Here is a 25,322-nt window from a genome sequence, read left to right as displayed (position 1 = left end):
AAATTAATTTTTCGCTTTTATTGCTAAGCTTAGTACAAATAGAATAGCCGATACCAACACGACTGAAGGCCCAGCAGGGGTATCGTAGAAAGCAGAGAGAGTTAGTCCCCCGGTTACAGCAATCATACCAATTAAGACAGCGATGAAGGCCATTTGCTCAGGTGTTCGAGCAAAACGCCGAGCCGTTGCCGCAGGAATAATCAATAAAGACGTAATAATTAACGCCCCAACAAATTTCATAGCGATACCAATTGTTAATGCGGTAACTAACATCAGTAATAAACGCAGTCTTTGAATATTAATGCCATCAACAAAAGCAAGCTCAGGGCTAACCGTTATGGACAAAAGTGCCCGCCAACGATAAAAAAGCAACCCACAAACGACAATAACGCCAATAAAAATCGTTATAATATCTTCATAGCTTACTGAGAGTAAGTCACCAAATAAGTAAGCCATTAGGTCAACTCGGACATTAGCCATTAAGCTAACAACGACTAAACCTAAAGACAGTGAACTGTGTGCCATAATACCCAGTAAAGTATCAACGGCAAGTTGTGGGCGTTTTTCTAGCCAAACTAAAATTAAGGCTAATAGTAAAGTTACAGCAATAACGGCATAGAATGGGTTGATATTTAATAGAAGCCCAAATGCGACCCCTAACAATGAAGCATGAGCTAGCGTATCGCCAAAATAGGACATTCGGCGCCACACAACAAAAGAGCCTAGAGGACCTGCCGCAATGGCAAGTAGCATGCCTGCTATCCAGCCAGGTAATAGTAACTCAATCATGTTTGCAGTCCTTGCTGTGTTGGTGACCAACAATAATATTGCCTTCTAAATCATGTTGATGATTATGCTGATGGCGGTATACACCAAGTTGTTGAGCACCGCGATAACCAAACATAGCGACAAATTCTGGATGGTTTGAAACAACATCGGGCGCCCCAGAACAGCAAATATGGCCGTTAATGCAAAGTACTTTATCTGTTTTTGCCATCACGAGATGCAAGTCATGGGAAACCATTAATACAGCGCAGTTAAGCTCAGTTCTTAATTGGTTGATTAAGTCATATAGTGCAACTTGACCTGTGATATCAACACCTTGAGCTGGCTCATCAAGTACGAGGAGATCCGGTTTATTGAGTAGGGCACGAGCCAGTAAAACACGTTGTGTTTCACCGCCTGATAACTTTTGCATCGGTTGTTCGAGTAAATGCGTTGCTTTGACTCTTTCGAGTGCAGGCAATAAATGCTCTTTACGAACACCAAGTTTTAATAACATAAAACGTTTAACAGTAAGGGGTAGCGTCGTATCCAAATGAAGTTTTTGTGGAACATAGCCAATAGCGAGAGAAGAAGGACGCGTAATAGTACCTGATGTAGGGGCAAGTAGCCCGAGTACAACACGTACAATTGTTGATTTTCCAGCTCCATTCGGGCCTAAAAGGGTTACGATATCACCTTTATTCAGTTCAAAGGTAACATCATTGAGAACCTGTTTTTCGCCAAATGAAACAGAAATCTTATTTAAAGTCAGTAATGGTTGCATGTGAAAAACATCTTGCAGAATTCATGTTGTGTTATATTATAACATTTCAAAATCAAAATCACGGAAAAAGACTGCTATGATACATAAATCGAAAAACATTGCCTGCAAATTTCTTTTTGGAGCAGTGGCGAGCTCCGTATTAAGTGCAACAATGGTATCAGCTGCGAATGCTGATGTTGTGGCCTCAATACGCCCACTGGCCTTTATTGCCGCGGGAATTGCAGATGGTGTCACTGAGACACAAGTTTTATTACCAGACGGTGCTTCGCCCCATGATTATGCACTTAAACCTTCTGATTTGAAAAAAATTAAACAGGCTGATTTATTCGTATGGGTTGGTCCTGATATGGAGATGTTTTTACAGAAGCCAATCAATACATTACCACAGAATAAACGCCTAGCACTGGCTGAACAGAAAAATATTAAGCCACTTCTTATGGCAGAGTCCCATGAAGATGAACACGACCATGAACATGGAGATGAAGCTAATCATGACAAGGATCACGAACATCATCACCACGGTGAGTATAATATGCACATCTGGTTGTCTCCAGAAATTGCAAATTTTGCTGCGCAAGACATTTATGAGCGTTTAGTAGAGCTTTATCCTGAACAAAAAGATAAGCTAGACGTAAACCTTCGTAAATTCAAAGAAAATATGACGCAAAATGATCAGAAAATTGCTAGTATTTTGCAGCCAGCTAAAAACAAGGGTTATTTTGTTTTTCACGACGCTTATGGCTACTTTGAAAAACACTATCAATTAGCTCCATTGGGGCACTTTACGATAAACCCAGAAATACAACCTGGCGCGCAGAAATTACATCAAATACGAACACAATTGGTTGAGCATAAAGCGCAATGTGTTTTTGCTGAGCCTCAATTCAGGCCTGCTGTGATTGAAAGTGTAGCACGTAATACGGGGGTGAAAATGGGAACTCTCGACCCACTAGGAATTGGGCTGGCAATAGGGCCGGATAGCTACATGCAGTTTTTGACTCAATTATCAGAGCAATACGCCAGCTGCCTGGATTAAAAATAGAAGGAATTGTTTAAGTGCAGCAAATGGCCAAAAGTCTGGCTCAGGTATACGGTAGCCTGTCTAGAACACACAAAATTGTATTAAGTACGCTCACTGTAGCGACTATGGCCGTCGCAATTTGGCGGCCAGTTCATGTACCAACAACAGCTGAATATGATGGTACACCGGATACCATCATTCCGCTTTCATTATTACCTGCAAGTGATGCTACCGACGATATAATTCAAGACAGTAGTGAACAGCTACCAGATGAAGGCCTCGCTGATACTGAAGCAGAAGCCGTAGAGACGGGAGGAGTGGCTGCGCCTCTCGTCCATGAATATGTTGTTGCAAGTGGTGATAACTTAACGACTATTTTAACTCAATTCGGTATTGAAGCTGGTGACGTTGCAACACTATCTAACCAACATAAATCACTGAGAAATCTGAAGATAGGCCAGTCATTAAATTGGTCGTTAACTGATCAGGGTGAGTTAGAGTCATTAACATGGGAAGTTTCTCGCCGTGAGACCCGTGTATTTACCCGTGTTGGGACGACAAACAAATTTGAAGAAGCTAAGCAGATTCGCGAAGGTGAATGGACTAACAGTGTTTTAAACGGTACGGTTGACGGCACATTTGCGCAAAGTACAAATAAAGCGGGCTTAACGCGTAATGAAGGCCGTGAGGTAATTAAAGCTTTACAATGGCAGGTTGATTTCAAAAAATTGAAAAAAGGCGATAAGTTCAGTGTATTAATGAGCAGGGAAATGCTTAATGGTCGCAGTGAACAGAGCCAACTTATTGGTGTTCGCCTACAAACGAATGGAAAAAGCTATTATGCTTTTCGCGCTGAAGATGGACGCTATTATGACAGTGAAGGGAATGGTTTAGAACGTGGTTTCTTACGTTTTCCAACTGCTAAGCAGTTTAGAGTCTCTTCACAATTCAACCCTCGGCGAGTTAACCCAGTTACTGGGCGCGTAGCACCGCATAAAGGTGTGGATTTCGCAATGCCTGTTGGCACACCAGTACTTGCTGTTGGCGATGGCGAAGTGATTGTTTCAAAATACAGCGGCGCTGCAGGTAACTTTATTGCAATCCGTCATGGCCGCCAATATACAACTCGTTATATGCACTTACGTCAATTATTAGTTAAGCCAGGCCAGAAAGTTAAGCGAGGTGATCGTATTGCGTTATCAGGCAATACAGGGCGTTCGACTGGTCCTCATCTACATTTTGAAATGTGGGTAAATCAACAAGCGGTAAATCCACTCACCGCAAAATTACCGAGTTCTGGTGGTTTAACAGGAAAAGAGCGTAAAGAATATTTAGCGCTTGTGAAAGAAACGAAACCACAACTCAAGCTACAGTAATTTAAGTTTCTATTTTTATCACTGGCAGGTACTTGTATCTGCCAGTTTTCTTTGTAATGCTCCCGTAAACTATTATTATAAGCTATAGAAAGATGGCTATTATTCACTTGAGTACAGCATGAATAAAGATCAAGACACTGATAGTAAAAAAGGCTATGTGCCAACTTTTCACCGTTCTTACCTATTACCTAAATATTGGGGGGTGTGGCTAGGGGCTGGTGTTTTAGCGGGATTGGCTTTCATTCCTGTTAAGATCCGTGACCCTTTACTTGCTAAAATAGGAAAATGGGTTGGGCGGCTTGCTAAAAGTGGCCGTCGTCGTGCCAAAATTAACTTACTTTATTGTTTTCCGGAATTGACCGAACATCAACGAGAAGAGTTAGTTGATCGCATGTTTGAAACCGCACCACAGTCTTTTGTCATGTTGGCAGAGTTATGTCTTCGTGGTGCGAGTAAAACGCTAGCGAGGACACATTGGCATAATCAAGAAATTATAGAGCGCTTAAAACAGCAGCAAAGTAATGTTATTTTTATGGTTCCTCATGGCTGGGCTGTTGATGCGCCAGCCATGTTATTAGCAGCAAAAGGCCAACAAATGGCTGCAATGTTTCATCACCAAAAGAACCCTGTTGCCGATTACTTATGGAATAAAGCGAGATACCATTTTGGGGGGCGTCTGCACTCAAGAGAGGCGGGGATTAAGCCTTTTATCGCTTCTGTTAGGCAAGGTTATTGGGGTTTTTATCTTCCTGACCAAGATCATGGTGAAGAGCATAGTGAATTTGTTGATTTTTTTGGTACATATAAGGCAACATTACCTGCTATCGGCAGGCTAATGAAAGTTTGCAAGGCGAAAGTTGTACCGCTATTTCCCGTTTATGATCATAAAACGCACCAATTGCATATTTATATCCGTGAGCCAATGGATGATATCGATGGAAAGGACGATAAGTACATCGCACGAAGAATGAATGAGGAGCTGGAATATCTGGTTGCTCCAAACTTAGAACAATACACATGGATATTAAAGCTATTAAAAACGCGAAAAGAGGGAGAGATAGAACCTTATCAGCGAAAAGATCTCTACCGTTAGTGTTTAGTTTTACAGAATAATGTTTTAAGCCATTACTTTTAAGTAATGGCTTTTTTTATTTAAAAGAGTGTATTTATAGAATGAACGAGGGTTCATATTATTACTTGCCTAAAATCATATAAACTAGAACTAATAAATATCAAACCGTATCGTTTTAAGTAATTATTATGCTGATAATATTATAACTGGCAGTAATTAGCCTGTGTTACATTAATCATGAAATTAGATCTTAGTATATATACTGAAGCAGCTTTATTTCAATGTTTGTATTGTGATATTCTTTTTTATTTATCTAATGTAAAGCCCAACTATGTAGTAGATAATATTATTAAATCATCATTAAATGACTAGCCAGTTATGGTTATTATTTTTATGCTTTACAATAATTATAATTGAGTATTGTTTTTTCTTCTAAAATTAATTTTTTTTCATCTTTATGAAATTATTATTTTTTTAATTTAAAATTGAAATTATTTATTGGCTATTTCTATCCATAATGTAGTAAGTATAAAAAACATATTTCACATATAAAATGAATCTTCATATTAAAAATTATTCCTTACATACTAAAAAAAAGAGATTAAATAATTTTAAACATATGAGTAAATACTAAGAATTATGTATAATCACTTATTAACGATATATAAAATATATTGCTATATTTTAATTATATAATAAAAATGACTCCCAGATTAATACTTGGAGACTCGATGGAAAAAACTCGAACAACGTTAGATCAATGGATAACTCTACAGGCAGTGGTTGACTACGGTGGTTTTGCTCAAGCAGCTGAAATTTTGCATAGGACACAATCATCAATTAGCTACACCATTAGTAAATTAGAGCAAACATTGGAAATTGAAATATTTTCTTTAGAAAAACGTCGTGCAGTATTAACTAAACAAGGAGAGCAGCTATTAGCGCTATCGAGAGAGGTAACAAATAAAGCAATTTCATTAGAAGAGGTTGCTAAGTCATTAAATTATGAAGAAAATAATAAAATTAATATTGTTATTGATTCACTATATCAAAGTGATGAAATACTGAAAAAAATTGGGGATTTAAGTCGCTCCAGAAAAGATTATGATATTGATTTAAAACGTGTTTTATTAAAAAAATCAGATATTTTTGGAGTTGAAAATTATGATTTATTAATTACTCACCATTATGTTGAGTCGTTAAACCCTATATATCTCGAGCAAGTTGAGGCGGTGTTTGTAACCAATCCAAATCATAAGCTTCAACATTGTCATGCTGATAATGTATTAAAATTAATGGAAAAAACAACATTGATTGCTTTGGGATCTACAGAGATGGATGGTATAAAAAGCATCCAAACTATTCATGTTCCTAATGTGGATTTGGCAATTCAATTAACAGAGAATTCGATTGGGCATTTATGGTTACCAAAAAATTTAGTCCAGAAGGAATTGAATAATAATTCATTAAAAGAGCTGAAAACAGCAAATAAAAAATCATTCTATAATTTTTACATGTATATGAATAAAAATTCAATGGCTAATAAAATTTTAAGATATTACCTAATTGATAATGAAAAATTTAAATGAATGAGCCAATTAATGAATAATCAAAATCAAACATAAATATTTTAGATGTCATTTTAAAAAATTCAATGTATCCATTAGTTAACTTAACTAAAGGTAAATGGTATATTTCTTTCGCACACCCAATATGAGTAATTGATTTATTCATATAGTAGTAATTAATAATTAAAAATTTATATTATAGGAACTATTATGAGTATTCTAAAAAAATCCCTAGCAGTAATAGGGGTTGCTTTAGCTGTAACATCTGCGCCAACTGTTTTTGCTTCAGGTACAATTAATTTTAGCGGGGAAATAACTGATATTGCTTGTACAGTTGATAGTAACTCAAAAAATTTAAATGTTGACCTTGGAAAGGTATCAGCTAAAAGTTTAGCTGCACAGGGTGAAGTTGCAGGATTGAAAGACTTCACGATTAAGCTTGTTGATTGTCCAGCAAACTCTAAAATAACCGTACGCTTTGGTGGTACACGTGATACTGCAGACCGCGATATTCTTGCCATTAACCAAGGTATAGGTGTTGCAAATAATGTCGGTATTGCTTTATTTGAAAAAGACGCAACAACACAAATCAAATTATTTGATGATTCAAAACTAATTGAATTTGATGGTGCAACAGTAGATTTAGATTATGTAGCTCGTTATAAAGCAACAGGCGTAGCAACTGCAGGCCCTGCTAATAGTAGTGCAGTATATAACATTCAATATCATTAATTAGTTGTAGGGCGACAATGGTTGCCCTCTTTTCCACATCAATATCATGGCTGTTTTATGAAAAAAATATTTTTTTCAATCTGTATATGTTTATTTTCTATTTCTAACATCTCTCAAGCGTCAGGTATTAGTGTAGGTGGAACTCGTTTTGTCTATGAAGAAAACAAACGTGAAATTGATATCCCGATTTTTAATAGTGATAAAGAAAAACCATTTTTAATCCAAAGTTGGGTTTCTCCATTGAATGGTGAGGGTAAAGCACCATTTATTGCTACACCACCATTATTCCGAATTGAACCAGATACAAATGGTTCAGCAAGGATCTCATACATAGGTGAACCTATAAATTCAAATGAAGAAAAAATCTATTTGCTTAATATTAAATCAATACCACCGAAAGATAATAGTATTGAAAATGAGCTACAGATAATTATAAACTCACAATTTAAATTATTTTTAAGGTCGAAAGATATTGAACCTTTTGATTTTGAAAAGGTTCATTTAGTTGAAAAATCAGATGAAGTTATGATTGATAACCAAACACCATATCATTTATCAATCAAAAATATCCTTATCAATGGCGAGGTCGTTGATGGCGCTAGCTTAATATACCCATTTAAAAATGACTACATTCTTAAGAAAAAAACAAATAATGATGATTCAATAGTTGTTCAGTTTATTAATGACTATGGCGCTATCATAGAGAAAAAAAACAAGTAAGAGTATCTAAGATGTCAGTTCTCTATACCAAAAATAGACTTATGTATTCTAAAGTTTTTACTACGATCAGCTTGATATTGTATGCCAATAATACAATTGCTGAAGATATATTTGATATCAATGCCATCAACACTGGAATTGAAAGTCAAGTTGCCGATGTGAATAGCTTGGGCTACTTGTCATCCGCAGGTGGGCAATTACCAGGTGACTATTTTGTTGATATTTATATTAATGATCAACGGGTGGACAATAAGAATATTACATTTTTATTTGATGATAAAACTAAAAATCTACTCCCTAAAATAACAAAAAAAATGCTACTAGAGTGGGGGGTAAAAAACTCAGCAAGCGAAAAGTTCTCAGTAATTGAAGATGATGAATATTTGAACGATATTGCTCAAATTATTCCTAGCGCTAATTATCAATACAAATTCGAAATCCAACAGCTACAAGTTAGTATTCCTCAAATTGGATTAGAAAATACTAGCCGAGGTTACGTTGAACCGAAAGAATGGGACGATGGAATTAATGCGGCATTTGTTAATTACACTGCAAGATTTAATAAGCATTGGTACCAAAATAGAGATAACAGAGATAATACATTTTTAGGTTTAAGAAGCGGTATTAATATAAATGCTTGGCGTTTGCGTAGCTATAGCACATATAGTAATACAACAAATGAAACAAATTGGAATAACTTACAAACCTATATAGAGCGAGATATCAGAAGTTTAAAAAGTCGATTAACGATTGGTGAAACATCCTCTGATAATGGTGTGATGGAAAGCAACCCTTATCGTGGGATAAGGTTAGCTTCCGATGAAAGTATGTTGCCTCAAAGTGAAAGAGGTTTTGCACCGACAGTCACAGGAATTGCACAATCAAATGCGATTGTTACTATTAGGCAAAATGGTAATGTGATTTATCAAACAACTGTACCCCCCGGTGAGTTTTCAATTAATGATTTATATCCAACTTCATACAGTGGTGACCTTGAGGTCTCCATTGAAGAAGCTAATGGAACAATCCGATCTTTTATTCAGCCGTTTTCAGCGGTACCAATGATGCAAAGGGCAGGTGCATTAAAATATAGTGTAGATATTGGTAAATATAATGTTGATAGTGCACGGCGTAAACCAAATTTTGCGCAAGCATCAGCAATTTATGGGTTACCATATAACTTATCCGCTTATGGAGGTTTTTTAGTTTCCCAAGGCTATCAAGCTTACACAATAGGTACTGGAGTAAACTTAGGTAATATTGGTGCGATATCGACAGATATTACACAAGCATCGGCACGATTGATTGATAAAAAGAAGGCAGAAGGGCAATCATACCGAATTCAGTATTCAAAATATATTCCAGATACAGGCACTTCTTTTTCTTTAGCATCATATCGCTATTCAACAAAGAATTATTATGATTTCTCTGATTCGAATAATTACTTTTATAACATCGGTCGGAAAAAACAACAGTTTCAAGCATCAGTATCCCAATCACTTAACGGAATAGGTTATTTATCAGTGAATGGTTACCAGCAATATTATTGGGATAAAAGTGGTTCAGATAAAAATCTAACCATGAGTTTTAGTTCTAATTATAATTCGATGAATTACAGTGTTGCTTATTCTTATACAAAGCAAGATTATTTGAATACTAATGACCAAATGCTGTCATTAAATTTGAGTATTCCTTTTGATTTAGGGTGGAGAAATAATTGGATCAATTATAGCTATAATACCAGTAAAAAAGGCGACTCTATTAGCTCATTGAGTTTTAATAGTACGCAATTAGAAGATAATAATTTGCAGTATGACCTCACACAAAGATACCACCATAGTCATGATGAATATAGTAATTCCATTAGTGTAAACTATATCGTTTCATCAGGGGAATACAGTGCAGGCTATAATTATGCTCCTAAATATCATTCTGTTGATCTCGGTGCAACAGGAGCATTATTACTCCATTCTGGAGGGCTAACGACATCACGTACTATTTATGATTCTGCAGTGCTCGTAAAAGCTGAAGATATTGATAATTTAAAAGTGAATAATGCGCAGTCGCTCTATACGAACTCTTCAGGCTTTGCCGTAATTCCTACGGTTACACGCTATGAACGAAATAAAATTAGTGTCGATACTGCAACATTAAGTGGTAATAATGATGTTGCTATTAATACAGCAACTGTTGTTCCTACTCAAGGCGCTATTGTATTAGCTAATTTTCAAGCAAAACGCGGCGCTAGAGTATTATTAAAACTGCAGCATGCAGGCAAACCCATTGCATTTGGCACACAAGTTTCTGTTATAGAAAATGAAGAGCAAGTGACTGGAGGTATTGTTGCAAATGATGGGGAAGTGTATTTAAGTGGTGTTCCAGATCAAAGTATCATTATTGTGAAATGGGGGAATAGTCATAACCAACAATGTACAGTTCCACTTTCATTATCGTTAGAAAATGAAAAAATTCAGTTTATAGAACGAACTTGTGAATAGGAGTTGTCATGAATAATTTAGGATTAAAAATCGGCATTCCGTTACTTTTATATTCACAACTTGGTGTTGCAGAATTTAGGGCTGAATTTACTAACCAACTTGTTAATTCGAATAAAACACTTTATGTCTCACGCACATTACCGGTAGGTACTTTTATTGGCTCAGTTGATTTAGGTACTCATTCCCCTTGGGTGTGGTGGAATGTAACTGGTAATACAGAAGTTGGCATATATTTACCAAGCGGATCTGGGAATTCAATGTACATTTCTGGTGTAGGTTATGTGAGAGAAGTTAATAATTCAGGTGTTGGTTATGCTTTGCATGGAACAGTGATGAGCCCTTGCTCTGGTTTTGTGTATGTTGATGGGGTAAATACGAAAGATGGAAATATCAATAATAGACTAATATGTGGCTCTAATGCATCTTCAGCAACTTATACTGTAAAGTTAAGAGCAGATTTTTATAAAGTTGGTAATAATGTTAAAAACCAAACTTTGCCAACAACTTATGCTGCGATGTTAATTTTGTTCAATAATGGTTTTATTGCTTCAGATTTATATGGAAGAATTGAACCAAAAGTGACTATGGGGCCAATTAATGTTATTTCGAGTGGTTGTGAAGTTAAAAATAAGTCAATAAATATACCATTTGGTAAAGTCAGCAAATCGTCATTTACTGGTGTTGGCTCAATGAGTCCAGAGAGTAAGAAAAGCTTTCAAATTCAATTAGACTGCGACCCTATATCACCGATAAAAATTACGTTTATTGGATCGCAAGACACAAGCCAAACACCGGGGGCAATTGCACTCAATAATTTAACTGATGAAAATACAGCGAAGGGCTATGCAATCCAAGTAAAATATAACGGAGCACCAATTAAGCTTAATCAGTTAATGCCTATCGTTGAACAAAATAATGTAGGCCAATATAACATTCCGTTGGAAGCTGCTTATATCCAAACTCAATCTATAACAACTGCTGGGAAAGCAAACGGTACGCTACAATTTAATCTACAATATCACTAAGTTCTATTTGCTCTGCACGTAACAGGAGTGAACTGCAGAGTTTTACTGTTTTGTATTACTATTATTTAGCCATCATTTTGCACTTTATCTTAATTCATCACTAACCTGAAGTAAGTTATAGTTAGCTTTTATTGATGAATAAGTTGAGGGCGACTATGGCATTTGATCGTATGGATTGGCATTACGGTGGTGATTATCCATCAGACTTACCAAATGAGAATGGAGGCACCCATATTGGCTTTTATTTAACATGGATTATTCATAATAATTTAGTAGGAGAATTTCATACTGAAGAATCAGGGGAAGAACTCGCATTAGTTAAAGCTCGAAAGTTGGATGGACGTGAATTTTTGATGACAATGTGTGATGAAAAATTTATAGCTGAAGATTTAAGTGATGAAGGTAATACTTTTACTCAGTTTTACTATGCAGCGGAAGAGAAGGGCTATTTTGACGATTATGAACGTGTCCTTAAAGGCCATTTACCAACAATTTACCATATAGAAAATTCATGGGAAAATTATGATAAAATTGCCTCTGTAATTAGCGAAGCATATGCCAAATGGAAACAAGCTCAAGGTTAGATAGAGCATCAATATAAAAGACAGCCCCCACCTATAGGCGAGGGCTAAAAGATTATTCGACTTCTAGAATACGACAAGTATTCGTGCTACCTACGGTGCCCATTAAGTCACCCTGAGTGACAAGAACCACGTCACCACTCATTAAATAGCCGTTATCACGTAAACGCGTCACCGCTTCATTAGCAGCCGCAATACCATCTGTGTGGGTGCTACAGAAAACTGGGGTAACACCACGGTATAGAGAACATTGGTTGAGCGTTTTTTCATGACGAGACATTGCAAAAATAGGCAAGCCAGAACTGATACGAGACATCATACGTGCAGTACGACCAGACTCAGTCATTGCAATGATAGCTTTAACCCCTTTAAGGTGGTTAGCTGCATACATTGTTGACATAGCAATTGCTTCTTCTGGGCTGCTAAATTCTGCATCTAAACGGTGTTTAGATACATTCAGGCCAGGCATTTTTTCTGCACCAAAGCAAACTTGTGCCATTGCAGCTACCGTTTCTGCAGGGTACTGGCCTGCGGCAGTTTCAGCGGAAAGCATAACGGCATCGGTACCATCCAACACCGCATTCGCGACGTCCATGACTTCGGCCCGCGTTGGCATTGGGTTAGTGATCATCGATTCCATCATTTGTGTTGCAGTTATTACAACGCGATTTAATTGACGTGAACGGCGGATTAATTTTTTCTGAACTGCGACTAATTCAGGATCGCCAATTTCTACACCGAGGTCACCACGAGCAACCATAACGACATCAGAAGCGAGAATAACTTCATCCATGACTTCATCATTGGCAACGGCTTCGGCACGTTCGACTTTAGCAACAATTTGGCATTCACAACCCGCATCACGAGCCAAACGGCGCGCATAATCTAAATCTTCACCTGAGCGAGGGAATGAAACGGCTAAATAGTCGACATTAATTTTTGCTGCAGTTTTTATATCTTCTTTATCTTTATCTGTTAATGCTTCAGCAGAAAGACCGCCACCAAGTTTATTAATACCTTTATTGTTAGATAATTGGCCACCAACAGTAACTTCCGTAAATACTTGTAACCCTCTGACTTCACGAACTTTTAATTGAACTCGACCGTCATCAAGAAGTAAAATATCGCCAGGAACCACATCGGCAGGTAAACCTTTATAGTCGATACCCACTTTTTCTTGGCAACCTTCACCTTTACCTAAATTGGCATCAAGAATGAATTTATCACCAATATTGAGGAAAACTTTACCATCTTTAAACGTAGATACACGAATTTTAGGGCCTTGTAAATCACCTAGGATCGCAACGTGACGTCCTAAACGAGCGGCGATCTCACGTACTTTATTAGCACGTAATAGATGGTCTTCTGGAGTTCCGTGGGAGAAGTTAAGGCGAACAACGTTGGCGCCAGCATTGATAATTTTTTCAAGATTATTATCGCGATCGGTAGCTGGACCAAGAGTTGTAACAATTTTAGTTCTTCTAAGCCGTCTAGACATGTATTACTCCGTTGACCTGTAATGGTGTTGATAAAAGAGTGAAACCATTTCACTCCATTTCGAAACCTGTTTACTGCAAATAGGGATGCTGACACGAGCACAGCTATTATATACAGCCAATTTCTTAATGCTATCAGGTCTGTAAAACTATTAAAGCCTGAAAAGCATTTATACTGTCAGTTTATTGCCTTTAGATGCTATCAAACCGCGAATCACGTAATGCTTCTTTGACGCGCTTCAAGTTATCTCTAAATTTTTCACCTCTTCTTAACGTAAAACCCGTTGTTAATACGTCAATGACTGCGAGCTGAGCCATTCTTGATACCATCGGCATGTAGATATCTGTATCTTCAGGCACATCAATAATGATAGGTAGGGTAGCGGTTTGGGATAGTGGAGAGTTTTCTGAGGTAATTGCTATGACGGTGGCATCGTTTTCCCGTGCTAAACGTGCCATGTCAACTAATGCCTTAGTTCTTCCCGTATGGGAAATGAGCACAATAACGTCTCCCTCAGCACTATTGATACAGCTCATACGTTGCATGACAATATCATCGAAGTATATGACAGGAATATTAAAGCGGAAAAATTTATTCATTGCGTCGTGGGCGACGGCAGCAGAGGCACCAAAGCCAAAAAAACTGATTTTTCGTGCTTGGGTTAATAAATCAACAGCACGGTTAATTGCACTAATATCGAGCGTGTGTTTCACATTATCTAATCCGGCCATAGCCGATTCAAAAATTTTGTGGGTATAGGTATTTACTGTGTCAGTTTCTTCTATATGGCGATTGATGTAAGGGGTTCCATTGGCTAAGTTTTGTGCTAATCGTAATTTAAAATCAGGGAATCCTTTCGTGCCCATTTTCCGACAAAAGCGGTTTACTGTTGGTTCGCTAACATCTGCTAATCGCGCTAGAGTGGCGATACTGAGATGAATGGCATTTTGTGGCATACCTAAAATAACTTCAGCCACCTTTTTTTCCGATTTACTTAAAAAATCGAGACTTGTTTTCATTTGTTCTAAAATATTCATATAGCAAAAGCGCCTATTTCATCGAAAGGAGAAATTTGTGAGTCATCACGTTATCCTATTGTTGATTTTTAATTTCTTGTCGTGATGCTGTAATAGAGAGTGAAAATATACTATGTAAGATATGTAAGCTATCTGAATGCAGGTGATAACTAGCAGCTTTTTGTGAAACTTTGACCCGTATCTAATTTTCAGATTAGTAAACATCCTACATATTTTGTTATTTTTTTACGGAAGCTGTCTCCATTCAGTTAAATCGCATCTTTTTAATACACTAAAAATTATTCAGTGTGTAACATAAGAGCAAACAGAGAATATGTTGTTTTTTTCATCATAAAAACTGTGATCGGTATCATGAAGATTTACTGGGCACTAGCAACAGGGTACATTAGCGGAATTAGGGCTAATTTTAACAAAATTACAATAAGGCCTATCCTAGTTAGGTCTTACATTCCGCAAATTGAGGAGAACCAATATGGCGGTACATAATGCTGCTCAAGCTTGTGACTTAATTATTTTTGGCACCAAGGGAGACCTCGCTCGTCGTAAGCTGTTGCCATCGCTTTATCAGTTAGAGAAAGCAGGTTACATTCATCCAGACACGCGTATTATTGGTGTCGGTCGAGCTGAATGGAGTCAAGATGATTATGTCCACTTTGTCAAAGAAGCGTTAGATAAGTTCTTAAAAGAAGATCTCGATTCAGCATTGTGGGAAAAATTGAGCTCTCGCTTGGATTTTTGTAACTTAGACGTTAACCAGACTGAAAGTTTTGTGCGTTTAGCTGAAATGTTAAAACAAGATGCACAACCGGCTATCCATTACTTTGCCATGCCACCGAGCACCTTTGGTGCAATGTGCCAAGGACTGGGTCATGCTAAATTAAATAAAAAGCCAAATCGTGTTGTCATGGAAAAACCACTGGGAACGGATTTAGCGTCGTCACAAGAAATTAATAATGAAGTGGCCAAGTATTTTGATGAAAGCCAAGTTTATCGTATTGACCACTATCTTGGTAAAGAAACAGTTTTAAATTTACTCGCACTGCGTTTTGCAAACTCGTTATTTATCAATAACTGGGACAACCGCACTATCGACCATGTCCAGATCACGGTTGCGGAAGAAGTGGGAATCGAAGGGCGTTGGGGTTATTTCGACCAAGCTGGTCAAATGCGCGATATGGTGCAAAACCATTTATTGCAGATCTTAACGATGATTGCGATGTCACCACCGGCAGATTTAACTACTGACCGTATTCGTGATGAAAAAGTAAAAGTCCTGCGTTCTTTACGTCGTATTGACCATACTAATGTGCGTGAAAAGGCAGTACGTGGGCAATATACCTCTGGTTTTGTTCAGGGCAAAAAAGTCCCTGGATATCTAGAGGAGGAGGGGGCGAATAAGCAAAGTATGACTGAGTCATTCGTTGCTTTGCGTGTTGATATTGATGACTGGCGTTGGGCGGGCGTGCCTTTCTATTTACGTACAGGGAAACGCCTACCGGCTAAATGTTCAGAAGTTGTGGTTTATTTTAAAAAGCCCGCGTTGAATATTTTCTCGGAAAGTTATCAAGATCTGCCTCAGAATAAATTAACCATTCGTTTGCAGCCAGACGAAGGGATCGATATTGAAATTATGAATAAGGCACCAGGCCTTGATCATAAACACCGTTTACAAACCACTAAATTGGATTTAAGTTTCTCCGAAACTTTCAACCAAACTCACCTTGCTGACGCCTATGAACGTTTATTGCTTGAAGCAATGCGCGGCATTCAAGCACTGTTTGTTCGCCGTGATGAAGTAGAAGAAGCATGGAAATTTGTTGATTCTATTATAGATGCATGGGCAATGGACAATGAAGCGCCTAAACCATACCAGGCAGGGACTTGGGGGCCGATCGCTTCTGTCGCGATGATTGCTCGTGATGGTCGTTCGTGGAATGAGTTCGAATAAAATTATCAATACTTGAAATATTAGACGGTGTATTGACTAAAATGGCGGGATAATCCCGCCATTTCTCTATGCTTGTTATATCGTGGTTTAAAGAATCAATTCACTACGTCCTGTAGCGGCCATGTGAATAATCGCTTGTTCGATGCGTAAACACGCCATTTTAGCGGCATCAGGAACGGACAGCCCAGCTAATAATTGTGCGGTGAGTTCTGCACCAAATAAATCCCCCGTTCCTTTTGGCGTGACAGGGTAACGCTTGTGGCGGATCACGGCGACGTCATCTTTGGTAACACAGACCACTTCGATATTATCATCATCAGGCTGGAAAGCACTTGTGATGATTACCCACTGGGTATTTCCTTTTAATAAGCTGCGGGCTGCAGCTGTTGCATCATCCAAATTATTAACTTGTTTGCCACTTAAGGTCATGAGCTCGAATTTGTTTGGAATAATTCCTGTTGCTAAAGGTATGACTTTATCACGGTAGACCTCGGCAATTTCAGGGGGAATATAAAAACCACTGTCCTCATCCCCCATGACTGGGTCAACAATAACCGGCAGTGCTGCTCGTTCTTTGCGGACGAGGGTTAACCAGTCAGCTAAGTCTTGAGCTTTTTCTGGGGAGCCTAGATAACCAGTCAAAATAGCTCTTACAGAATCTAAACTACCACGTTCAACAAAACCGTTTAAATAACCACGAAACCACTCTCCAGGTAACTCCCCACCATAGCAAGTGGTGTAATGAGGAGTATTACTCAGTACTACGGTAGGGACTGCAGCTACTCGTAAACCTTGTTTTGTCAACGCTGGAACGGCAATGCTATTCCCAACGCTGCCATAAATAACTTGCGACTGAATTGATACGACATCATAAGGTAATGGTGTTGCATCTGCGGCATTTTGGAAACTATTGGAGGTAAGGCTAAAGGTATTCATGGCTCTCTCTTCGGCATATTACAATCATATGGCTACTATAAGAAGCTTGTTCAATCAGGTTGTCAATGTTAAAAATCGAATAGTATATTTTAGGTGTGATGAGAGTATAAAAAGTGGAATAAAGAGATTTTTTTATAAAATAATTCCAATGAAAAATTTATCGTTGCCGCTTGTTTATTCGTATAATTGTTGATAGTTCAAGGGTTGATTAGCATATTAATGAATAGTTATGCATATTTTTATTCAATGCAAAAAATGTTTATATTCATTGACTTAATAAATTTGGCATGCTAAAAATAAGCTGAAATTAACTATCAACATGAGGGTTCGGAGTAAATTGGGTAGATGTCTACCTGATGAAAAGAATAAGATATCATGCTTAGCTCAACTAGCGGCAAGATCAGCAAGTCCCAAAAAAGAACGACACACAGGCTTTTCCTTTCAGCTATCCTTTCCAGTGAACACTACTGGTGTGGTGCATTATAGCGTCTCTCTCGATTATTCATTTCGCTGAATAAACTCAGCAACACGTTGTTATTTATTTGAATTTTCAACAATCGCGCAATAGTAATTTGTCTATTTGTTCTGTACAAAAAACAGGCTATTACGTGGCTGTACATAGAGAGATATTATAATGATTTACTGGATATTTTTAGTATTAGCTATCGTTGCCGAGGTTATCGGTACATTATCAATGAAACATGCCAGCGTTAGTGGTGATTTCACCGGTATGGTGGTGATGTATGTCATGATAGCAACATCATACATTTTACTTGCCATTGCAGTTAAAAAAGTGGCATTAGGTGTCGCCTATGCACTCTGGGAAGGGATCGGTATTCTTTTTATCACAACATTTAGTGTCATGTGGTTTGGAGAATCACTATCACCGATGAAAATAGGTGGATTAGTATTACTGATCACCGGTATTGGGTTGATTAAATCAGGCACCAAAAAAGCCACCGTTCGTCAATCTGCACAGAAAGTAAAACAAGTTACACAAAACGCGGTCAATGCTGCCAAAACAAATGCTTTAGTTGGACGCGAAGCTAAGTCGGAGGCGTAATATGGCGAGTCATTTTGAATGGTGGCATGCTGCGTTTTTGATCCTAGCCGTAATATTAGAAATCGCAGCCAACATTTTGTTAAAAATGTCGAATGGATTTAAACGATATTGGGTAGGTATTCTCTCCCTAATTGCGGTACTTGGAGCCTTCAGTGCATTAGCACAAGCTGTAAAAGGAATCGAACTTTCAATTGCTTATGCATTATGGGGAGCATTCGGTATTATCGCGACAGTAGCAGCAGGTTGGATTCTTTTCAATCAACGGCTAAATTATAAAGGCTGGGGGGGAATTGTGTTACTGTTGCTGGGGATGGTGCTTATTAAGATGTCATAATGCTCGTCATATTTTGCGTTGTCGCGTTGTTGGCTGCATTCGTTAACCCTAGTCACATACTTTTGTATGCCCCAAGGGATTAACTCACTTGCCGCCTAGCGACATCACAAACTATTTAGAGCATGGATGGGCGCTAATAATTGGCGCCCATTTTTATGCAAAGCAAAACCTGTCTAATCAATCAATTGCTGCAACAATCTTAATTTCAACTTTATATTCTGGCTTCATCAACAATGCTTGGACAGTACAGCGGACAGGCGCACTTCCAGCAACAACCCAAGCATCCCATGCTTGGTTCATACCAGCAAAATCGGCTTTATCAGCAAGAAAAATGGTGGCATCAAGAATTTTACTTTTGTCTGAACCAACACGTTCAAGCATGACATCAATTGCCGCGAGCGTGTTTGCTGTTTGAGCAACAATATCAGCGTCAAGGTTTTCAGGTACACTGGTGTAGTAAATTACATTATTGTGAATAACAGCTTCAGACCAACGATTATCCGGGTCAATACGTTTGATAGTCATAATTATTCCTTATTATACATGTGGCTCAAGAATAACAGTTTGTAGGCTGGATGAAAATCAGTTGTTCAAGGGGATAATAATTACCTCAGCAGGGTTAATAAACTCATGGTAAAGTGTGCCCTCATTATTACTAATAAATAGGTCTTGTAGTGCACGACGATTTTTCTGCGGATGGCTTTTTAGCCAGAACAATTCCCGGTTTTCAGCCTCGAGAAGCACAAGTTACGATGTCTAACGCAGTAACTGAGTCGATTGAGCAGCAGCATGTGCTAGTGGCGGAAGCCGGTACTGGAACAGGAAAAACTTATGCTTATTTAGTTCCTGCATTGCGTAGTGGAAAAAAAGTCATTGTTTCTACGGGGTCAAAAGCCTTACAAGATCAACTGTATCACCGGGACTTACCGACAATTATTGATGCCATGGGTTACACTGGGCGTACAGCCTTGTTAAAGGGGCGATCAAATTATTTATGCTTAGAGCGATTAGACCAACAGTCCCTCGGTGGTGGTAGCCTTGAACCTGAAATATTGTCAGCGGTAGTGAGGTTACGTAGTTGGTCAATCGAATCTGAGTTAGGTGATACGAGTACCTGCCATGATATTGCTGAAGACAGCCCAGTTTGGCCGTTAGTGACGAGTACCAATGATAATTGTCTCGGCAGCGACTGCCCACGTTACCAAGACTGTTTTGTCTTAAAAGCGCGTCGTAAAGCCTTAGAAGCGGATATTGTTGTTGTAAATCACCATTTATTTATGGCTGATAGAGTCGTGAAAGACACAGGTTTTGGTGAGCTAATTCCCCAAGCAGAAGTCATGATTTTTGATGAAGCGCACCAAATTCCAGATATCGCCAGCCAATATTTTGGTCAGCAACTTAGCAGTCGTCAGCTGCTTGATCTTGCACGCGATATGATTATGGCCTATCGAACTGAGTTAAAAGACCAAGTGCAACTACAAAAAAGTGCAGATAGGCTCACGCAAAGTACACTGGATTTCCGGCTCAATTTGGGGGAAAACAGTTTTCGTGGTAATTTACGTGATTTACTAAAACGCCCTGAAGTGCAAAGAGCATTGACATTACTTGATGATTCTCTTGAACTTTGTTACGAAGTGATTAAAACCACTTTAGGCCGATCACAGAGCTTAGACTCAATTTTTGAGCGCGTCACTATTTACCGAAATCGTTTGAATCGTTTAAAAGATGTGACGATTGCGGGTTACAGTTATTGGTTTGAAAGTTATGGTCGCCATTTTTTACTGGCGCTAACCCCCTTAACGGTTGCAGATAAATTCAGCGAAATGATTGCAAGTACGCCAGGCAGTTGGGTTTTCACATCAGCAACTTTGTCGGTAAATGAAAAATTAAGTCACTTCACTGACCGTTTAGGTTTAGTCAGTGCAAAAACGTTATTATTAGCCAGCCCATTTGATTATCAAAGCCAAACCTTATTATGTGTTCCCCGTTTTTTACCCGAGCTCAATCAACGAGGTCTAGCACAAAAATTAGCAACAATGCTACGACCTATGATTGAAAAAAATCAGGGGCGCTGTTTCTTTTTATGTACATCGCACCTGATGATGCGTGAATTGGCCGAAGAGTTTAAATCCTCATTGACATTACCCGTCTTAATGCAAGGGGAAAGCAGTAAAAATAAACTGTTATCCCAATTCATTTCAGCAGGGAATGCCGTTTTAGTTGCTACCAGTAGTTTTTGGGAAGGGGTTGATGTGCGAGGTGATGAACTGACTTGTGTCATTATCGATAAACTCCCATTTACTGCGCCGGATGACCCATTATTAAGAGCGCGTATCGAAGATTGTGAATTACGAGGCGGAGACCCTTTTTCTGATGTTCAATTACCAGATGCCGTGATTACTTTAAAACAAGGTGTCGGGCGGTTAATTCGTGATACCAGTGATTATGGGGTTATCGTTATTTGTGATAACCGCTTAGTGACACGTCCTTATGGTGAGGTTTTTTTACGTAGCCTTCCGCCATCACCGCGAACAAGAAGTATACAAAAAGCAATTGCATTTCTTGAAGAGAAAAGACAAGAAGTTAATAGAACGAGGTAAATCCCACCTTGTTTTTCTGCTATTCCTACGGCCGTTTATGTTAATATAATCGGCATCTTTCAATTAGAAACTATTAATTTGCCGGAGTTTAGGCATGTCGAGTCGTATTCTTGCTGTTGATACAGCAACAGAAGCCTGTTCAGTCGCACTTTGGTGTGAAGGTGATATTATTTCTCGTTTTGCGGTTTCTCCCCGTGAGCACACGCAAAAAATCTTACCCATGGTTGAGGACGTTCTTGCGGAAGCCGGAATGGGGTTAAATCAGTTAGATGCATTAGCTTTCGGGCGAGGCCCAGGAAGTTTCACCGGGGTTCGTATTGGTGTTGGTATCGCACAAGGGTTAGCATTAGGAGCTAATTTACCCATGATTGGCGTTTCCTCTTTAATGACACTTGCCGAAGGCGCCTTTCGTATAGCGGGGCATAAACAGGTATTAGTGGCTATTGATGCACGGATGTCAGAAATTTATTGTGCCCAATATCAGCGAACATCTGAAGGTCACTGGTTAGGTGAAGAAACCGAAGCTGTTCTACTTCCCGATGATTTTAAAAATAAATTTACTGGGCTTTCAGGGGCTTGGAGTTATGCAGGAACTGGATGGGAAGCGTATCCTTCATTGCTGAATGACTCAGCTTCATTGTCCAATAGCCATATTACGCTGCCTGATGCGCAAGATATGTTACCCATTGCTGCGCAATTATGGCAACAGGGAAAAGTGGTTGCCGTTGAAAACGTCGAACCTACTTACCTACGTAATGAAGTTACATGGAAAAAATTGCCTGGTCGTGAATAATACATGGGAAATTAATTGATTTGAATTGGCTATATCACGTGATATAGCCAATTTTTTATATTAAACAGAAAATAAATCCAATATTGAATAATAAAAATACGAATCGAATCATTCAATAATTTAGGATATTATTAGGGTGTAATAGAATTCTTATGGCTACTTTTAACATATCGTGTTTTGTTTGCTAAATGCTATTTAAAACTGTATTACCTGAATTTATAATGTCGCTAATCGGAGGTGGTCTATGAACATTGAATTAAACTGCCGTAATGCACTTAAAGGCCTTTTTGTTGCAAGCATATTAGCACTGACAGGGTGTGTTTCGATACCTGCTTCAATTCAAGGTTCGGTGCAAAACCCAACAGATAACTTAACATCCGTACAAAATGCTCCTGAAATGTATATTGGGCAGGAGGCACGTTTTGGCGGGAAAGTGCTTGCAGTTAAAAATGAAACAGCAAGAACACGTTTAGAAATTGCGGTGATGGCATTAAATAAATATGATGCTGCGCCAGAACTCAATTCCCCTTCTATTGGGCGTATTTATGCGTACCTAAATGGTTTTCGTGAACCAAGTGATTTTACTAACCGTTATATTACTGTGGTGGGGAAAATCACTGGGGAGCAACAAGGAAAAGTAGGGCAAGTTCCTTATAAATATGTCACGTTAGATGTAACAGGTTTCCAACGCTGGAATGTTGCACAAAGTGTCATGCTTCCGCCATCTGGCCCGTGGGGTTATGGTTATTATGGCGACCCGTATTTTTATAACCACCCGTGGGGCTATGGTTATGGATACGGTTATCCTGGAGGCCCAGTACCCGTACAAACGTATCTAACAGAATAATGATTATCTTTCTTTATTTAAAAGCCCTGCTTATAGCGGGGCTTTTTTGTTGATATAGAAAAGATTATCTAAATAAGCGCTAACAGATGAAAGTGCGTAATAAAAACATTAACTAAAATTTAGTTCCAATAAAAATGACTTTAGTTAACGTAATAGGTTAAATCCTTTCTTAAGTGACTAGATAAGCTCTCCAAAAACAACGTAACATCATGTATAATTGCGCAATCTTGTACAGATTTATATCTGTTTAACTAATTTAAGACAAACAAGGCGGCTTAGTCCGCCTTGTTTTTTCTTGAAGAACAAAATTTATTTAGTGATAGACCTCTCAACCTTGACATTGTCTGTTTTTCAAACTGGTACGCTGAGTTAATAATTTGTTAAAAGAGATGTTGAGTATAATAACTTCACTAAATTCAGGAGTAACATTTTGGAAAAAATCTGGCTAAAAAATTACCCTGCTGATGTGCCGGAAGAAATCAATCCTGATAGCTTCGCTTCTCTAGCAGAGTTACTTGAAAATGCGGTTTCTCAATTTGCCGACCAACCTGCTTTCATTAACATGGGGGCGGTGATGACTTATCGGAAACTTGAAGAGAGAAGTCGCGCTTTTGCTGCCTACTTACAAAATGGACTTGGCCTTAAAAAAGGGGATCGTGTCGCATTAATGATGCCAAACCTATTACAATATCCGATTGCTTTATTTGGGATATTACGAGCAGGAATGGTTGTAGTAAATGTTAATCCACTCTATACCCCAAGAGAGTTAGAGCATCAATTGAATGATAGCGGTGCAACAGCGATTGTTATTGTATCGAATTTTGCGCATACACTGGAAAAAATTGTTTTCAATACCAAAGTGAAACACGTCATTTTAACGCGTATGGGTGACCAACTTTCACGTCCTAAAGCCACAATCGTTGATTTTGTAGTTAAGTATGTCAAACGCTTAGTCCCTAAATATAATTTACCAGACGCCATTTCCTTTCGCCGCGCTATGCATTATGGCTATCGTATGCAGTACATTAAGCCTAACATTACCGGTGATGACTTGGCCTTTTTGCAATATACCGGTGGAACAACCGGTGTTGCTAAAGGGGCGATGTTAACTCATCGCAACATGTTAGCAAATATTGAGCAAGCAAGAGCGGCTTACGGGCCTGTACTGAAATTTGGGGCTGAATTTGTTGTCACTGCTTTACCGCTGTATCACGTTTTCGCTTTGACAGTTAACTGCTTACTATTTATTACGGTGGGGGGAGTTAACTTATTGATTACCAACCCTAGAGATGTACCTGACACCGTAAAACAACTAGGACGTTATCCCGTTACGTCAATTACTGGTGTTAACACGTTATTTAATGCGTGGCTGCATAATGAAGAGTTCAAAAAGTTGGATTTTTCACGTTTACGCCTTTCAGTTGGAGGCGGAATGCCCGTTCAAAAAGCCGTTGCAGAAAAATGGCAGAAGCTGACAGGGAAACATTTACTCGAGGGGTATGGGTTAACAGAATGTGCACCACTAGTAACGGGTAATCCTTATAATTTAACCAGTTATAGTGGAAGCATTGGTTTACCTGTTCCGTCAACAGATGTTAAATTCCTTGATGACGACGGCAACGAAGTCGCTATTGGTGAGCCTGGCGAAATGTGGGTAAAAGGTCCACAAGTCATGAAAGGGTATTGGAACCGGCCTGATTCTACCGCGGACACGATAGTGGATGGTTGGTTAGCGACGGGGGATATCGCAGAAATAGATAGCGAAGGTTATATTCGTATTGTTGATCGCAAAAAAGATATGATCATCGTTTCAGGTTTTAACGTTTATCCAAATGAAATTGAAGATGTTATTTCGGCACATCCAGACGTTATAGAATGTGCCGCAATTGGCGTACCAAGTGAAAGTACGGGTGAAGCGGTTAAAGTTTTCGTTGTAACGAAAAATGCGAATTTAACGGGTGATGAGCTAAAAACCTTTTGCCGTCGTTCATTAACCGCGTATAAAGTACCTAAGATATTTGAATTTCGTGATGAATTACCAAAATCTAATGTGGGTAAAATTTTGCGTAAAGACCTACGTGATGAAGAAAAATTGCAAAGAGAAAAATCACCAGTATGATTGTGG

Annotated in this window: 22 protein-coding genes; 16 read left to right on the top strand and 6 right to left on the bottom strand. The window is 38.5% G+C overall.

Features of this window, described 5'->3' with window-relative positions:
* Nucleotides 1-3: 3 nt before the first annotated feature.
* The gene (znuB, locus tag PSE72_RS02450; protein WP_115167306.1) at nucleotides 4-789 is read right to left on the bottom strand and encodes a zinc ABC transporter permease subunit ZnuB; all 786 of its coding nucleotides are present in this window, start codon (nucleotides 787-789) and stop codon (nucleotides 4-6) included.
* Complete coding sequence (gene znuC / locus PSE72_RS02445; RefSeq protein WP_004910688.1) at nucleotides 782-1,549, bottom strand: zinc ABC transporter ATP-binding protein ZnuC; 768 nt, start codon at nucleotides 1,547-1,549, stop codon at nucleotides 782-784. Before znuC ends, znuB begins: the two co-directional genes overlap by 8 nt.
* 76 nt (nucleotides 1,550-1,625) lie before the next feature.
* Here znuC and znuA point away from each other — a divergent pair, with 76 nt between their 5' ends.
* The 9 genes from znuA to PSE72_RS02400 all read left to right on the top strand — a co-directional run bounded on the left by znuA (nucleotide 1,626) and on the right by PSE72_RS02400 (nucleotide 12,145).
* Nucleotides 1,626-2,585, top strand: coding sequence for a zinc ABC transporter substrate-binding protein ZnuA (gene znuA / locus PSE72_RS02440; RefSeq protein ID WP_004910690.1), 960 nt, complete (start codon nucleotides 1,626-1,628; stop codon nucleotides 2,583-2,585).
* Nucleotides 2,586-2,605: 20 nt separating this feature from the next.
* Nucleotides 2,606-3,946, top strand: a complete 1,341-nt coding sequence (gene mepM / locus PSE72_RS02435; protein WP_004910692.1) for a murein DD-endopeptidase MepM — start codon at nucleotides 2,606-2,608, stop codon at nucleotides 3,944-3,946.
* A 118-nt stretch (nucleotides 3,947-4,064) separates the two neighbouring features.
* Nucleotides 4,065-5,039, top strand: a complete 975-nt coding sequence (lpxM, locus tag PSE72_RS02430; protein ID WP_115167304.1) for a lauroyl-Kdo(2)-lipid IV(A) myristoyltransferase — start codon at nucleotides 4,065-4,067, stop codon at nucleotides 5,037-5,039.
* 710 nt (nucleotides 5,040-5,749) lie between these two features.
* Entirely contained in the window at nucleotides 5,750-6,607 is an 858-nt protein-coding gene (locus tag PSE72_RS02425; RefSeq protein WP_217007725.1) for a LysR family transcriptional regulator, read from the top strand.
* 189 nt (nucleotides 6,608-6,796) lie between these two features.
* Nucleotides 6,797-7,318: a fimbrial protein gene (locus PSE72_RS02420; protein WP_115167302.1), complete on the top strand. Its 522-nt coding sequence runs from the start codon at nucleotides 6,797-6,799 to the stop codon at nucleotides 7,316-7,318.
* 57 nt (nucleotides 7,319-7,375) lie between these two features.
* Nucleotides 7,376-8,038, top strand: a complete 663-nt coding sequence (locus tag PSE72_RS02415) for a fimbrial biogenesis chaperone (protein ID WP_115167301.1) — start codon at nucleotides 7,376-7,378, stop codon at nucleotides 8,036-8,038.
* An 11-nt stretch (nucleotides 8,039-8,049) separates the two neighbouring features.
* The gene (locus tag PSE72_RS02410) at nucleotides 8,050-10,536 is read left to right on the top strand and encodes a fimbria/pilus outer membrane usher protein (RefSeq protein WP_217007724.1); all 2,487 of its coding nucleotides are present in this window, start codon (nucleotides 8,050-8,052) and stop codon (nucleotides 10,534-10,536) included.
* 8 nt (nucleotides 10,537-10,544) lie between these two features.
* Complete coding sequence (locus PSE72_RS02405; protein ID WP_115167300.1) at nucleotides 10,545-11,561, top strand: fimbrial protein; 1,017 nt, start codon at nucleotides 10,545-10,547, stop codon at nucleotides 11,559-11,561.
* A gap of 155 nt (nucleotides 11,562-11,716) precedes the next feature.
* A complete protein-coding gene (locus PSE72_RS02400; RefSeq protein ID WP_115167299.1) occupies nucleotides 11,717-12,145 on the top strand; it encodes a DUF7832 domain-containing protein in 429 nt (142 codons plus the stop codon).
* 52 nt (nucleotides 12,146-12,197) lie between these two features.
* Here PSE72_RS02400 and pyk read toward each other — a convergent pair whose 3' ends face one another.
* Both pyk and PSE72_RS02390 read right to left on the bottom strand, forming a co-directional pair.
* Nucleotides 12,198-13,640, bottom strand: a complete 1,443-nt coding sequence (gene pyk / locus PSE72_RS02395; RefSeq protein WP_115167298.1) for a pyruvate kinase — start codon at nucleotides 13,638-13,640, stop codon at nucleotides 12,198-12,200.
* A 190-nt stretch (nucleotides 13,641-13,830) separates the two neighbouring features.
* A complete protein-coding gene (locus tag PSE72_RS02390; protein WP_115167297.1) occupies nucleotides 13,831-14,676 on the bottom strand; it encodes a MurR/RpiR family transcriptional regulator in 846 nt (281 codons plus the stop codon).
* Between the two features lie 472 nt (nucleotides 14,677-15,148).
* On the opposite strand from PSE72_RS02390, the gene zwf reads away from it, so the two are divergent.
* On the top strand, nucleotides 15,149-16,624 hold the full coding sequence (zwf, locus tag PSE72_RS02385) for a glucose-6-phosphate dehydrogenase (protein WP_004910705.1): 1,476 nt from the start codon (nucleotides 15,149-15,151) through the stop codon (nucleotides 16,622-16,624).
* An 87-nt stretch (nucleotides 16,625-16,711) separates the two neighbouring features.
* Here the strand turns inward: zwf and pdxK are convergent, their stop codons facing one another.
* On the bottom strand, nucleotides 16,712-17,560 hold the full coding sequence (gene pdxK, locus PSE72_RS02380; protein ID WP_115167296.1) for a pyridoxine/pyridoxal/pyridoxamine kinase: 849 nt from the start codon (nucleotides 17,558-17,560) through the stop codon (nucleotides 16,712-16,714).
* A 634-nt stretch (nucleotides 17,561-18,194) separates the two neighbouring features.
* Between pdxK and mdtJ the strand changes: the two genes are divergently transcribed.
* The gene (mdtJ, locus tag PSE72_RS02375) at nucleotides 18,195-18,623 is read left to right on the top strand and encodes a multidrug/spermidine efflux SMR transporter subunit MdtJ (RefSeq protein ID WP_004910709.1); all 429 of its coding nucleotides are present in this window, start codon (nucleotides 18,195-18,197) and stop codon (nucleotides 18,621-18,623) included.
* 1 nt (nucleotide 18,624) lies between these two features.
* Nucleotides 18,625-18,957: a multidrug/spermidine efflux SMR transporter subunit MdtI gene (gene mdtI, locus PSE72_RS02370; RefSeq protein ID WP_198641174.1), complete on the top strand. Its 333-nt coding sequence runs from the start codon at nucleotides 18,625-18,627 to the stop codon at nucleotides 18,955-18,957.
* 177 nt (nucleotides 18,958-19,134) lie between these two features.
* Here mdtI and PSE72_RS02365 read toward each other — a convergent pair whose 3' ends face one another.
* Nucleotides 19,135-19,482: a RidA family protein gene (locus tag PSE72_RS02365; RefSeq protein ID WP_004254978.1), complete on the bottom strand. Its 348-nt coding sequence runs from the start codon at nucleotides 19,480-19,482 to the stop codon at nucleotides 19,135-19,137.
* A 149-nt stretch (nucleotides 19,483-19,631) separates the two neighbouring features.
* Here PSE72_RS02365 and PSE72_RS02360 point away from each other — a divergent pair, with 149 nt between their 5' ends.
* The 4 genes from PSE72_RS02360 to fadD all read left to right on the top strand — a co-directional run bounded on the left by PSE72_RS02360 (nucleotide 19,632) and on the right by fadD (nucleotide 25,316).
* Nucleotides 19,632-21,557, top strand: a complete 1,926-nt coding sequence (locus PSE72_RS02360) for an ATP-dependent DNA helicase (RefSeq protein WP_115167295.1) — start codon at nucleotides 19,632-19,634, stop codon at nucleotides 21,555-21,557.
* A gap of 94 nt (nucleotides 21,558-21,651) precedes the next feature.
* On the top strand, nucleotides 21,652-22,350 hold the full coding sequence (tsaB, locus tag PSE72_RS02355) for a tRNA (adenosine(37)-N6)-threonylcarbamoyltransferase complex dimerization subunit type 1 TsaB (RefSeq protein ID WP_115167294.1): 699 nt from the start codon (nucleotides 21,652-21,654) through the stop codon (nucleotides 22,348-22,350).
* Nucleotides 22,351-22,594: 244 nt separating this feature from the next.
* Nucleotides 22,595-23,197, top strand: a complete 603-nt coding sequence (locus tag PSE72_RS02350; protein ID WP_004910718.1) for a Slp family lipoprotein — start codon at nucleotides 22,595-22,597, stop codon at nucleotides 23,195-23,197.
* Nucleotides 23,198-23,627: 430 nt separating this feature from the next.
* Complete coding sequence (gene fadD / locus PSE72_RS02345; protein WP_004910720.1) at nucleotides 23,628-25,316, top strand: long-chain-fatty-acid--CoA ligase FadD; 1,689 nt, start codon at nucleotides 23,628-23,630, stop codon at nucleotides 25,314-25,316.
* Nucleotides 25,317-25,322: the final 6 nt, after the last annotated feature.

Source organism: Providencia sp. PROV116 (assembly GCF_028482485.1).
Taxonomy (GTDB): domain Bacteria; phylum Pseudomonadota; class Gammaproteobacteria; order Enterobacterales; family Enterobacteriaceae; genus Providencia; species Providencia rettgeri.
Note: the sequence above shows the minus strand (reverse complement) of the source record. Positions and strands in the feature narration are given on the sequence as shown.